Source organism: Bacillus kalamii (assembly GCF_047238185.1).
Lineage (GTDB): Bacteria > Bacillota > Bacilli > Bacillales > DSM-1321 > Bacillus_AD.
The window spans coordinates 1,902,690-1,916,085 of record NZ_JBDFMI010000001.1; the positions used below are offsets into that span (position 1 = coordinate 1,902,690).

Consider the following 13,396-nt stretch of genomic DNA (forward strand, 5'->3'; position numbering starts at 1 on the left):
TTTGTACTCTATTATTCTTTTTTAGATAAACGTTCAATAACAATAATAACCCTTAGGACTTTTGTTTTTCTAGTAATAGACCCTTAATGATATGGTTCTATCTTTCTGGTTTAACGGGAATCCATTAATTGCGTATAATCTGTTAAATATTATCTTATACTATTCATTTTTCGTTCCTATGGGTAGGTCTTTACATCCATTTATGTACTTCATCCAGTTTTTCTATTCTGAATCTTGTTTTTTTCCTTCTATGAAGTTTAAAATCTACTTCCCTCAGGTTCTTCACTTCTATAAATACCATTATTATATTTTAACAGTATAATCAGTATGATACTTATGTTCCATTCTTGTTTGTGGAGAAAGCAGCGTTTTTGTGGAGTAGTTATTCATCAAAACTATATGACAAAAAAACGCAGTGGGCTTCACTGCGTTTTAATTATTCTTATCCATCCATTAGCTAAATCATGGATGTTTATTATTCAATTTTTCGATAGATTCTGAAATCATTAGGGGGAGAGTAGCAAATTGGAGGGCTTTCTAGTATGCATCACTTTACACTTCTGCCTTTGTTGCGCGATTCGGGTCAAAGTTCCCTTCCCATTTCGAAATCACAATAGCAGCCAGTGAATTCCCAATTACGTTAACAACTGTTCTTCCCATATCTAGAATACGATCAATTCCAGCGATGAACGCAAGCCCTTCAACCGGAATACCGACAGTTCCTAGAGTAGCAAGAAGGACAACAAATGAGACGCCAGGCACACCGGCAATACCCTTTGAAGTAACCATCAATGCGAGCAGAAGAGAAATTTGAGCGGATATACTCATATCTATTCCGTACATCTGGGCTATAAAGATGGCTGCTAGCGCTTGATACAAGGTTGAACCATCCAGGTTGAATGAATAGCCGGTAGGTATGACAAATGAAGCAACGTGCTTCGGACAGCCAGCCTTCTCAACTTTTTCCATAATTCGCGGAAGGACTGCTTCTGAACTTGCTGTCGAAAACGCAAGGATTAATTCCTCTTTGATCAATTTGATTAATGTAAACAAATTGAAGCCAACTAGTTTGGCAATGAGGCCCATCACAACCACAATAAAGAAGATCATAGTACCGTAGACTGATAATACGAGTTTGCCTAATGGAATGAGTGAAGCCAGCCCAAACTTGGAAACAGTAATTCCGATTAAGGCAAAAACGCCGAATGGAGCCACTTTCATAACTTGGTTCGTCACATAGAACATCGTACTGGCAACGCCTTCAAAAAAGGCCAGTACCGGCTTACCTTTAGCCCCGATGGCTGATACGCCCAGTCCAAAGATCAATGAAAAGAAGATAATTGCCAGCATATCGCCATTTGCGATTGCGGCAATCGGATTTGTCGGAACAATATTGACAATGGTCTCTACCAATCCTTTGGATTCAGTTTTCTCCGCTGTATCCAAATAACTTCCGATATCCGTTTGATTTAGTTCTTGCATGTTAATGCCTGTTCCTGGGTGCAAAATATTCGCAGCCAGAATGCCAACGACTATTGCGATCGTTGTCACAATTTCAAAATAAAGAAGCGTTTTTCCGCCGATTTTGCCTAAGTGCTTAAGATCGCCTACACCTGCAACGGCAATAATAATACTGGACACAATAATCGGAACAACAATCATTTTAATTAAACGAAGAAAGATATCACCGATTGGCTGCAACACGCTCGCAATATGGTCATTGCCGTAGAAAATAGCACCGACAATGATTCCGACAACCAATCCAATAAGAATTTGACTCGCTAAGCTAATTTTTTTCATCTAACAACCTCACCTTCAGAAAGAATCTTGCTGTATACAGCAATATGACTATGCGAAAACAGGCTTTCCCTATGGAAAAAGTCGACTTTACACCGCTAGCACGGATGCTTGCCATTCTGTTTTCTGAAAAAGTACGAAAGGTCAGTTGTTGGGTAAAAGAATTAGATACACGGCCCTTTTGCTTAATTTCCCCCTAAAGCGGCTTAAAGCCACTAATCCCCCCTGTTTCTAAGAAAACTCTCAATAAAAATAGTATTTCAGAAATTTAGTATATCAAGATTACTTCCACAAATAAAGAAATGTGCTTTTTCCTACTTTTATTTGTTTTTTGGTTTCTGGCAGTCCATTTTGCACAATTTGTCATTTTTCTAATATAGATATTAAAAAATACCACTATTTTAAAATCGTTACATAATCGTTAATTTCATTGATTTCTATTGGAAAACAATCTTTTTTTATTTTTTTAAAGGAATGATGATACCCTCTCAAAATATTGTTAACCCCCATTTTTAAAAAATGACTTTTTTTTCAATCGGGTTTTGCTCTTTTTCTAGTATATCTTTTTCCGAAAAAACAACACACAATCTCAGTAGCTTATCACGATTAGAATGAACAAACGATATCTCTTTCAATTCACACATACATGCACAGATGTAAACTCGCTATGCTATTTGCATTATTTTCATGGAAATTTAAGGTTTAATGCATATATGTACACTTTCTTATTAGCAGTATATATAGACGTTTATACCGATAAAAAGAATAGATATTAAAGACGCTATCTTACTATTAAGGATGATATTATGGTGAAAATCCACTCAATTACAGAAGGAATAGGAAATGAGAACAATATATTCTTGCCGGGTGTAAATGTCAACATAAATATGTACACTTTCGCTTGGATAAGGATGTACAGAATTACTCGTTCTCTTTTGCTAAATGATCCTTTAATCGGTATGAATCACCTATCATAGGCACAACTGTCGCATGATGTAAAATGCGGTCTAATATGGCATTGGCCAGTTTAGGTTCCTGAAATATTTCATCCCACGCTTTGAAATTCACATTGGTTGTTAAGATGGTACTTCTTTTTTCATATCTTCGATCAATCAGCTGGAAAAACAACTTAGCGTCTTCGTGATCAATCGGTAAATAACCGATTTCATCGATGATTAACAGTCTGTATTTGCTGTAATGCTTCAAACGGCTCTCTAACCGATTTTCTAATCGAGCTTTCCTCAAATTTTGAATCAAGTCATGGCACTTAATAAAATAGGTACTCGTCCGTTTCTTTGCTGCCGCAATCCCTATTGCTGTGGCCAAATGGGTTTTACCGACACCACTTGGTCCTAAAAACACAATATTTTCATTCTCCTCGATAAAACGCAATGTAAGGAAGTCTAGAATCTGCTGTTGGTTAATCGATGTTTGAAAGGTAAAATCGAAATCTTTCACCTCCTTAAAATGAGGGAAAGCTGCGACCTTCACCATCGATTGCGTCATGTTTTTCTCCCGTATGTCTATTTCATACGCAGTCAACTTGATTAATGTGTCGATAAATGACATCTGATGCTTTACGCTGAAGTCTACGATTTCATTTAAATGTAAGCTCATTTGCTTTAACTTTAGATAGTCAAGATTCCATAATAATTGTTGATAGTTTGTAGTTGGATTCATTATTTATACACTTCTCCAATCGTTGCTAAATTCCGTTTTGCTAAATCGTCGATTTCAGGATAATGAGGGGTGGAAACAAGTAAGCTTGCCTTATAATGTTCCTCTTGATAATTAAGTTTAGCGTTACTAATTGGATGTTGGGCGATCAGTTTCATGTTATAATAAATCCACAAGTAGTCATCATACACCTGTAAGCCTACTTTTTTTCCTTGATATTCTGGTGGTACAGAGTATTGATTCGATTTGTAGGAAATCATGTTTGATGCATTGACTTTTACATGTGTATGTTTGATGCGATAGGAATCTCTTACTTTGTCAGTTGGTAGCTGGAGTAAGTGGTTCCTTTCTTTTTTGAATTCCATAATCGGTATTTTCCCCGTTCCTTGATGGATCTGGTGATTCATTCTATTCCCTAAATCCTGTATGAATAGATGAAGTTCCTCCATTGTCAGTTGACCTTGGTACGCATGAATTTCATCAAGGAGTTTCATTGTGGATTCAATTTTCCCCTTGGTTCTCGGTCGTCCTGCAATACATGGTTTGACTTTAAAATCAAAGTCCCTCGCAAACTGATCAAATTTCGCATTCACTTTCCCAGGTTGATAATCAGTCCTCGCTTCATCCATTACCGTTTTCATATTATCCGTAAGGATTTCAGCTGGAACTCCGCCAATTGCTTCAAAAGTATCTGTTAAAAAAGAAAGTAAGGTACTCTGTGACTTAGAAAGACTTAATTGAAATGTTCGGAATCTGGAATTTGATAAAATGAAAGCCGCCACATTGACTTCTATCTTTTCTCCCTCTTTGGTTTCGAATAAAATGTTTTCCTTCCAATCTAATTGGGCCTGCTTACCTGGTGGCGTTTCAAATCGGACTGTCCCTTTGGGTGAAGAAATACGTTTATCCTCTTCAAAGTAGGCATTAAATTCAGGTGTACGAGCTATATACGCACGGAAGGTTGAAGCTCCACATTCCAATCCATGATTGTCTTTTAGGTACTGCCAAAGCATACGACGGTAATAAAATACCTGTTTTGAATCTTCTGATAACAATGCGGCTATTATTTCATAATAAGGATCAATCTTTGAGGGCTTTTCCCTTTTTCTTTTTGGGATAAAGCCATTTAGATATTTATCAATTGTCCGCCGATCCACACCCAATTCCTTTGCTAGCTTACTTTTATTGATTTTCATTTTCATATGCTCCATAATCTGTTTGAATTTCGGTAAGTCTGAAAGACTTTTAATCTCAAAATCGATATCAATATTCATTGTTATGTACATACTAATCCCCCCAAGATTAGTATGTAGATTCATATCAAATTTGTACATATTTATTCGAGCAATACTGTACATATTTAAATTAGCATTTCTAGCCGGGGACTGGTTGGGGTGCAGAATTTGGTAAACCCATAGCTTCTGCTTTAAAAGATCATTTTGTTACTCATATGCTTGATCTGCCTGGCGTTGGAAGAAGTGAAGGATTAAGGGGAATTGTAACACTTCAGGATACGGCGGATTGGCTGCATTCTTATATGGAACTAAACCAATTACACAAGGTTAACGTAATCGGTCATTCTTTAGATGGGGTAATAGCCTTATCGTACGCTTTGTGTTATCCGGAAAAAGTGGATAAGATCATTTTATAGGACATTGGCTATGAAAAGATTGAACGGTTTCCTGTAAAAATGATGGGGAACATTGGTTATGTTTTGCGTTTAATCAGTATCTTGCATACATATTTTGGGCAAAAGATTCTTGGGGATGATTCGCATTCCTCTCATAGCAATGAAGGATTGGAAAAGACAGAAGAATCCATCCAGCAAATGATAGTCACTCTAGGTCTTAAAGATACCTCTTTTATTAGAGAATCCATTCAAAATCAACCTTCTACCACGAATGAAGGAATTCGTTTATTACTGGCTGCATATAGAGCCAACCTTCCTAAACTTGTAAAAGAACTAAAGGTTCCTTGTCTCATTTTGTTTGGAATTAGGGCCTCCGACTGTAAAAGAAAGCAGAAAAGACTAGCAAAAAAAAGCCACACACTGGAAAAGAAAGGCATTGCAACAAAGGCATTAATTGGCGGACATTACGCCCACGCCACTGACGGCAAAGCACTCACCATTATGTCTTCGTTTTTAGTCCTTTGATCAATAGGATAGCCTCCCTATTCGCCAGGCCTCCTATGAGGGATTCTAATTGTTTCTCCTTTCCCTATACACATCACATGATTCATGTGAATGTGTATAAAAACAAGCCGTTCCCAATAGTACGGGAAACGGCTTGTTCATTCAAGGGTCCACACTATTTTTTCATCCGTCCATAGAAGCGCCTTTTCGCAACGGCAGGGATGAAACGTTTAGATAATGCCACCGGGTCGTTGTTCGCAAATACACCATCTTCACCTATAATGCCTAGCGATTCAATAATGCCTATCCCTTCCCCGCTTGCTGCAATCGGCTTAAAATGATTATAGGCCCCCATCAGGAAATGCTGCGCATTCTTTTCAAAATCCTTGCATTGTTGATTTCCTCCGATGATCAATAACGAGTCATATAAGACAGCCGCACCCGTTAAAAAGGTATCGTCCACTCTCACTTTTTCACCATCATCACCCGCTACCCTCCCTAACCGATTGCTTATGATGACCGGCTGAATGCCATATTTAACGAAATAATCCCTGATTGGTTTCAATATGTCCGTTTGGAATCCTTCAGCGATCATTATTCCGACACGCAACGTATAAGGAAGATATCTGGTATTCATTTGGCTTAGAGCCGGTGAAGATTTAGTGACAGCCGACTGCTTTATATGTCCGGGCATCTCTACTCCTATGTTTTTCGCTACCCCTTTGGCCAATGAGGTGGAAATATGAGCAATCATATCGACAACCTGCTGCCTGACTGAATGGCTTTTTACTTTTCCCAATTCAAAACTGAATGCATTCTGAATATGTTTTTTCTCGATCAGGCTCATACTATTCCAAAATAGCCGCGCCTGTGAAAAGTGATCATCGAATAGTTCACCAGTCAATCTTGTTTTGTGCCCATGGACTTTGTCAGGAAATGATTCAAACCCTCCATCTTTTGCGGAAACAGGAATAGGTGTATTATTGGCCAAGGAATTTTGATGGTATGCAACTCTCCCGACATCAATGGCGATCCGTTGTCCCCCATCACGTTGATTATTATGGAAGGGACAAACCGGACGGTTGATGGGCAACTCCTTATAATTTGTGCCTACTCGGTACATTTGTGTATCTGTATAGGAAAAAAGTCTTCCCTGCAAAAGAGGATCGTTTGTAAAATCAATGCCGGGAACGATATTTCCAGGATGCAAGGCAATTTGTTCAGTTTCAGCAAACACATTATCCACATTTCTATTCAGTGTCATCTTGCCGATGATTTGGACAGGAACATCTTCTTCAGGCCATAGCTTGGTGGCGTCCAATATATCAAAATCAAACATGAATTCGTCCTCTTCATGGATGATTTGGACTCCAAGCTCATACTGAGGAAAATGGCCCATCTCAATATTCGTCCATAAATCTCTTCTATGGTAATCGGGATCATAGCCGCCTATTTGTTGAGCTTCATTCCATAGCAGCGAGTGAATGCCGAGAATCGGCTTCCAATGGAATTTCACAAAATGGGCTTTTCCTTCTTCGTTGACCAATCGAAATGTATGTACCCCGAAGCCCTGCATCATCCTGAAGCTTCTCGGCAAAGTCCGGTCTGACATAATCCACATCATCATTGCGGCTGATTCCTGATTATTGGCGATAAAATCCCAGAAGGTATCATGGGCGGTTTGTCCTTGGGGGATTTCATTATTTGGCTCGGGTTTTAGGGCATGAATAAGATCAGGGAACTTCATACTATCCTGTATGAAAAAAATAGGGATATTATTGCCCACTAAATCAAAATTCCCTTCATCTGTGTAGAATTTCACAGCGAAGCCGCGGACATCCCTGTTTGTTTCACTTGCTCCTTTTGAACCTGCCACTTCCGAAAACCGCACAAAGACCGGCGTTTTCTTTTTGGGGTTTTGCAAAAAGGAAGCTTTCGTCCACTTTTCCATACAACCGTACACTTCAAATTCCCCATGTGCGCCATACCCACGGGCATGCACCACCCTTTCAGGGATGCGTTCACGGTCGAAATGCATCATTTTTTCACGGAAATGAACATCTTCAATCAGTGTAGGACCCCTTTTTCCCGCCTTTAAGGAATCCTCATCATTGCTTACCCGGACTCCCTGATTGGTTGCCATTATTTCTCCTGCCGAACGTTTGCGGAAATGATCCAATTGTTTTTCCTTCTTGTTGCCAGCCTTTTTGTAATCATTATCCATCCAGCTAACCTCCTGCCGCCTTTTCTTGATTAGCATCCTACTAGACCATTCTATTCCACCGATAGTGATATATGCCCTCTGGATTCCGCCAAATACATATTTCATTCAATGCCCCGCTAATACATCAATAATTCAGAATAGTGTATAGTTAGAAGAGAGGGACATTCTTAATTGGAAAGGCTGAGTTCATCTAGTCACAACAGCATGAGGATTACATACAGAATTAACATCTGAAAAAGATAGAAAAAAAGGGGATTATTAATTGGTTATTAAAAATGAAGGGACAAGGAAGGACGCCGTTAAAAATCCATTGGAAGGATATTATAACCAGTATGGCCGGAAGTTTTATCGCCATTCTTTTATTGGATGAATTAACGAACATGACAGATGAAGTATGGTTGATGGCTTCATTTGGTTCAAGCTCAGTACTTGCCTTCAGTTTTTGGCAGGCTCCTTTATCGCAGCCGAGGAATATCATCGGAGGACATCTTGTTTCCACAACAGTCGGGGTTACCTTTTCACACCTTTTCGGAACGAATGCCTGGACGATCAGCTTGGCACTGGCTTTTGTCATTTTCATCATGGCGCTGACCAAAACGACGCACCCTCCTGCCGGCGGAGATGCGATAGCCGTCATGCTCGGCGGGTACGGCTGGGGATATATTCTCTTCCCAGTACTTACAGGTTCCATCATCATCGTCATTCTGGCGCTTATTATCAATAATGTACACCATGATAGAAGATATCCACTATTTTGGATCTGAGTCATAGAAAAAATCCATGAAGGGCTCCATGGATTTTTTATTTGGAAACAGACTGTAAAGAAACGGCTTTATATTGAACAATTCGACTATTCTTATATATAAACTGGTGGCTCATTACACTGCCCTCCATAGCTATTGGCAAAAAATAAGGAATATTGTCCACCACTCCTTGATTCTTCTGATCCAATATCCAGGGCGTCCTTTTCCAAGACAATATTCCTTCAGGAGTGGAACGGGCATCAGCGAATACCGAGGATTCATCTAGCTCACAGAAAAACAGATACATCCCTGAAGTGCCTTGTTCGTTATGCCAAACAACCTCTCCTCTGCTGGAAACATGTTCTATTGCATGGCCGGTTTCTTCATAAATCTCTCTCATAATACATTGTAAGGGCGTTTCCCCTTTTTCAATCTTGCCGCCTACTCCGTTCCATAACCCCATATTGGGGGCCTTTTCTCTGTTAAGCAATAACATATTGTCTTTACAGCTGATAAAGCATATTGTGTATGGAAGCAATTGACACCCTCCTCTCAACTCCACTAGTTTCCTTATCAGCGGGCGGCGCAGACCTTGCCGATCATTTCCTCCACCTCCAACATATTTTTTGCACGCCATTTTGCCTGAATATGCTGGTTATACGGTTGGTCGAGTAAAATGACATTCAAACCAAGTGAAGTAAATCTCTCATGCGTTTCAGGTTTGTCATCCACTAGCACATCTCCTCTTACATAGTATTTTTGGCTGCCGAAGAAGATATTTTCCTGAGGTATCATCGGGAAGTATTCAGCCAGCCAGGCTCTTTTATCATCGGCAGGATTAGCGAAAAACGATGGGTTTTGTTTGTAATCCGAATGTGCGTGGCCTCTCGGGGAATCAGAAACGATCAAAATATTATATCTTTCCTCCACCAATCGTTGTACAACTTCTTGCGAATGCGGCGTTGGCTGTAAATATCTGAACATACCCGGCTCTTTCAATAAGTCGTATACTTTTGGGCCGCATTCCGGTTTGACGATCTGGGATGTATCCCACTCCGTCATATGTTGTGTCGTAAGTGTATCCTCATAGCGTTCATTATATTTTTTAATCCAAGCTGTTCCAAGCTCAGCAAGGACATCATCCATATCGAGCATGATAGTCGCCTTAAAATCTGTTCCAAGCAGTTGATTAACCTTAAGTATAAACAATTGATCTTGCACGTTACATTCTCCTTTTAATACGATTTCAAAACTATTATAATTGAAAACTTAGCAATCTGCTGTAAATACCTATTAAAGTGTGTTAGATTAGACCGTTCATAATAAAAGTGTGTTAGAAAAAAGAATACTTTCTAACATAATTAAAAGAGCAATAGGCATGTAATTTGATGTGTGCAACAATGAACAGGCGAGCAGGTACTTCATTTGACTTCAATGAATCATTCGTAAAAAACACGCAACCAGGAAAGGAATATGAACATGCCAAAACAATCCAATATTGAATTGCTCCATCAAAACGAACAAAACGTATTATGTATCAGAACCATTACTTCTGTTGAAGAATTGCCAAAACTGATCGGAGAAAGTTACGGGAAATTGGCCGCTTACCTGAAAGAACTCAATGAGGTATTGGCAGAAGTCCCTTATGTGTGCTATCACAACATGGATATGGGTGCTTTAGATATCGAAATTGGATTTCCTGTTACAGGTGTGCTTCCTGGCAAAGAGGATATTCAAACAGGTACTATACCTGCTGGAAAACGCATTTTTTGTATGTACCGGGGCCCTTACCAATTGCTTGAACCGGTTTATCAGGAAATGGACGAGTATTTGAAAAAACATTCCTATGAACCTGTTGGAACAGCCTATGAATTTTATTATAATGATATGAGTTTTCCTGAGGAAGAGTTATTGACGAAGATCGTCATGCCAATCAAGTAATAGCCTCCGTCATTCAGCTGCTCTGGAAAAAGGCTTTCTTCCGGAGCAGCTCGAATGCTTATTTAGCATCATATACATCCTGTACACTTGCCAAAGCTCACGTATGCAGTAAAAAGAAGGGGAACACACGCCTGGTTTACAAGCAGGAATGACTGGTTTTTTACCTGGTCCACATATAGCATTCAAACAACTATGCTATAGCCTTTTCCGTCCAATGGATATGTCTTATATTGGACAGGAAGGAGATTAGAATCATTTTGAATGCCCATTTGATTATAATGGAGAAAAAGTGCACTAGTTACTCAACTGCCATTATCCCTATGCGGGGTTTATAATGCCAACTGAAAAGGGCCGTTCTATTCATTCATAGACATCCCTTCTATACCTTAAAAGTTGAAGCCTTTTTACCATGCCCTGCTTCCCTATCAGCTACATACACCTTTAGTTTACAAAGGGGCCTCTTTGCAAAACCGAACATACATTGCACAAAACGGAAATGGAGCAGCTGCTATACGGGCGCAACCCCAAACACTCTCTGATGTCGTTTATAGTAAATGGGATTGACAATCCATTCTCACGTTTGCCAAACCCCACCATGCCCTGGAGTAAAACCGGCATTCCTATAAAAATGGGTATTATGCTCATCATATGCCACAGTGACGATGCCCAACCCGAAAAACTCCGCTTCCTTCAACAGGGCCGTTACTAATTCGTGTCCTATGCCTTGTTTTTGGTAATCAGGATGTACCATGATATCTTCCATATATCCATGTTCCAATCCCATACCGCATACATAACCGAATGCAATCAGGATGCCGTTTCTGTCCCTCGCACCACCCCAAAAGTTGCATCTCTCGAAAAGTGCAGGATAATCTTTATCTCTTCTTCCCCAGCCCACTAGCTCCCGTAATTCCGGAACTTCATGATCCTTAATGGCCATATTGATTTCAATTTCATAATTCATATAATCCCTCTTTTCTTCCTGAATAGATTTCTATGAATCACGCTGAATGTCCTTCTAATCATCCATATACTATTTTTTTCAGTGCAACACTTAGTAAATGGCGATTTATGGTATACTATTATTCATTCAAGATAGGGAAACTGGAGGGAAAGTGATGGCATCTTTTAGGGATACAACCGAGGAAAGCAAGTTGGCTTGGGAGAGGAATGCGGATTTTTGGGATCAGTCAATGGGCGATGAATCCAACTATTTCCACCGCAACATCGTTCGTCCAAGAACAGAGGAATTATTGAATATAGAAAAAGGCGATCACGTATTGGATATCGCATGCGGTAATGGAAACTTTTCAGAACGCCTGGTTGAAATGGGAGCAACAGTAGTTGCCTTTGACTATAGTGAGAACATGATTAAGCACGCAAAAAAACGAAGGCAGCGTGTTTTGGATAGCGTACAGTTCATCCAATGTGATGCCACAGATTATAACCAATTGATTTCTTTAAAAAAAGAACGGCTCTTCGACAAAGCGGTGGCCAATATGGCCATCATGGATATTTCCGATATTGATCCGCTTTTGCGTGCTGTCAACGAACTGCTTTGCGCTGGAGGATCTTTTGTGTTCTCCACACATCAACCTTGTTTCGAACGGCCGGAAGGACAGTACCTTACACCTTGGGTACATAAAGGGGCCGCCATTGAAGGGCAGCCCTTTTTACAGAATTATTACCATAGGTCGCTCCAGGACCTCTTCCAAGCTTGTTTCAACGCGGGATTTGCCATGGATGGCTTGTTTGAGGAAAGCATGGATCAATCCGAATTTCCTGTCATCATGATTGTCCGGCTGAGAAAATGGAACCCGTGAACAAATGGGAGTTTGCATATCTGCCATATTACATGTTGCCGATGTACAGCCTCCTCTCGCTAGATTCCCTCTTCTCCGTTTATCCTAACAATTATGTACAGGCTTTTATATACTCATAAAAATCACTAACTACCTGTTTCTTAAACCTTTGTGTTTTTTTTACCATCCAAAGATTTCTTCTGATCTTTGTTTCTTTTATCTGTATTTCTTTTAATCTTCCAGCTGCCAATTCAGTTTCTACAGTCAATTTAGGTAAAATGCTGACTCCTAATCCTGCTTCCACGGCTCCTTTTATCGCTTGCGTGCTGCCGATTTCCATAAAATTAGTTAGCTTCGGCAATATTCCGTGTTCATTTAACGATTCTTCTACAATTTGTCTCGTGCCGGAGTTGGCTTCTCTCCATATGATCCTTTCATTCACCAATTCAGCAATCGAGATTTCACTCTCCCAACAATGGTCGGGCGGACATACGAGAATTAATTCATCATCTGCCATTTTTTTAACAGTGAAATCTGGCTGAGAAACGATTCCCTCTACAAAGGCGATATCAATTAAATCATTCTCCAGCTCCTCCAATATACCAGGGGTATTTTTGATAGATAGGTTAATATATAGGTTTATATTCCGTTTTTTGAACCCACCTATTATTTTTGGCAAAAAATATTCACCTAATGTAAAAGTTGCGCCGACACGAAGTGTTTTATTGTATTTGCCGATTGCTTGGCTAACGGCTTCATGCGATTGATCAAATTCATTTATTATTGCTTTGGCATAAGGATAGAGAAGCCGGCCGACCGCTGTAACGTACAATCGATTATTAGAGCGTTCAAAAAGCAATGCCCCATATTCATCCTCTAATTGACGTATATGCCTTGTAACCGCCGGCTGGGTGATATAATTCAATCTCGCCGCTTGACTGATGCTCCCCTCTTCCACAACCAAACAAAACAATTTTAAATGGTCTATGTTCAATTCCATCCCCCCGACATGCGAATTTGACTCTAACTATTTCTGGCTGCCTAGCTTGCTCTTCCATTATTTCTCTGCTTACCCCCA

The 13,396-nt window shown here is 39.8% G+C and carries 12 protein-coding genes and 1 pseudogene; 5 read left to right on the forward strand and 8 right to left on the reverse strand.

The genetic code is table 11. The features are described from left to right. Positions 1-552: 552 nt before the first annotated feature. From ABC357_RS09550 to istA, 3 genes are all read right to left on the reverse strand, one after another. The gene (locus ABC357_RS09550) at positions 553-1,800 is read right to left on the reverse strand and encodes a cation:dicarboxylate symporter family transporter (protein WP_412887276.1); all 1,248 of its coding nucleotides are present in this window, start codon (positions 1,798-1,800) and stop codon (positions 553-555) included. A 918-nt stretch (positions 1,801-2,718) separates the two neighbouring features. Next, the gene (gene istB, locus ABC357_RS09555; protein ID WP_412885551.1) at positions 2,719-3,477 is read right to left on the reverse strand and encodes an IS21-like element helper ATPase IstB; all 759 of its coding nucleotides are present in this window, start codon (positions 3,475-3,477) and stop codon (positions 2,719-2,721) included. Continuing rightward, positions 3,477-4,760 carry an IS21 family transposase gene (gene istA, locus ABC357_RS09560; protein ID WP_412885845.1) on the reverse strand — a complete coding sequence of 428 codons (1,284 nt, stop codon included), beginning with the start codon at positions 4,758-4,760 and terminating at the stop codon, positions 3,477-3,479. The genes istB and istA overlap by 1 nt, the downstream gene beginning before the upstream one ends. 107 nt (positions 4,761-4,867) lie before the next feature. On the opposite strand from istA, the pseudogene ABC357_RS09565 reads away from it, so the two are divergent. Next, positions 4,868-5,125 (forward strand): annotated as a pseudogene (locus tag ABC357_RS09565) (alpha/beta fold hydrolase); the annotation flags it as partial. Positions 5,126-5,272: 147 nt separating this feature from the next. Further along, the gene (locus ABC357_RS09570; RefSeq protein WP_412887277.1) at positions 5,273-5,629 is read left to right on the forward strand and encodes a hypothetical protein; all 357 of its coding nucleotides are present in this window, start codon (positions 5,273-5,275) and stop codon (positions 5,627-5,629) included. A 154-nt stretch (positions 5,630-5,783) separates the two neighbouring features. On the opposite strand, the gene ABC357_RS09575 is transcribed toward ABC357_RS09570, so the two are convergent. Beyond that, the gene (locus ABC357_RS09575; RefSeq protein WP_412887278.1) at positions 5,784-7,832 is read right to left on the reverse strand and encodes a catalase; all 2,049 of its coding nucleotides are present in this window, start codon (positions 7,830-7,832) and stop codon (positions 5,784-5,786) included. A 275-nt stretch (positions 7,833-8,107) separates the two neighbouring features. Here ABC357_RS09575 and ABC357_RS09580 point away from each other — a divergent pair, with 275 nt between their 5' ends. Beyond that, on the forward strand, positions 8,108-8,596 hold the full coding sequence (locus ABC357_RS09580; protein WP_412887279.1) for an HPP family protein: 489 nt from the start codon (positions 8,108-8,110) through the stop codon (positions 8,594-8,596). A 37-nt stretch (positions 8,597-8,633) separates the two neighbouring features. Here the strand turns inward: ABC357_RS09580 and ABC357_RS09585 are convergent, their stop codons facing one another. Next, positions 8,634-9,113 carry an NUDIX hydrolase gene (locus tag ABC357_RS09585; RefSeq protein ID WP_412887280.1) on the reverse strand — a complete coding sequence of 160 codons (480 nt, stop codon included), beginning with the start codon at positions 9,111-9,113 and terminating at the stop codon, positions 8,634-8,636. Between the two features lie 35 nt (positions 9,114-9,148). Next, the gene (locus ABC357_RS09590; protein ID WP_412887281.1) at positions 9,149-9,796 is read right to left on the reverse strand and encodes a 5' nucleotidase, NT5C type; all 648 of its coding nucleotides are present in this window, start codon (positions 9,794-9,796) and stop codon (positions 9,149-9,151) included. Between the two features lie 252 nt (positions 9,797-10,048). On the opposite strand from ABC357_RS09590, the gene ABC357_RS09595 reads away from it, so the two are divergent. Next, the gene (locus ABC357_RS09595; RefSeq protein WP_412887282.1) at positions 10,049-10,516 is read left to right on the forward strand and encodes a GyrI-like domain-containing protein; all 468 of its coding nucleotides are present in this window, start codon (positions 10,049-10,051) and stop codon (positions 10,514-10,516) included. A gap of 574 nt (positions 10,517-11,090) precedes the next feature. Here ABC357_RS09595 and ABC357_RS09600 read toward each other — a convergent pair. Further along, the gene (locus ABC357_RS09600; RefSeq protein ID WP_412887283.1) at positions 11,091-11,480 is read right to left on the reverse strand and encodes a GNAT family N-acetyltransferase; all 390 of its coding nucleotides are present in this window, start codon (positions 11,478-11,480) and stop codon (positions 11,091-11,093) included. A 154-nt stretch (positions 11,481-11,634) separates the two neighbouring features. Between ABC357_RS09600 and ABC357_RS09605 the strand changes: the two genes are divergently transcribed. Beyond that, positions 11,635-12,339: a class I SAM-dependent methyltransferase gene (locus ABC357_RS09605; RefSeq protein WP_412887284.1), complete on the forward strand. Its 705-nt coding sequence runs from the start codon at positions 11,635-11,637 to the stop codon at positions 12,337-12,339. A 91-nt stretch (positions 12,340-12,430) separates the two neighbouring features. On the opposite strand, the gene ABC357_RS09610 is transcribed toward ABC357_RS09605, so the two are convergent. Further along, positions 12,431-13,318, reverse strand: a complete 888-nt coding sequence (locus ABC357_RS09610) for a LysR family transcriptional regulator (RefSeq protein ID WP_412887285.1) — start codon at positions 13,316-13,318, stop codon at positions 12,431-12,433. Between the last annotated feature and the right edge of the window lie 78 nt (positions 13,319-13,396).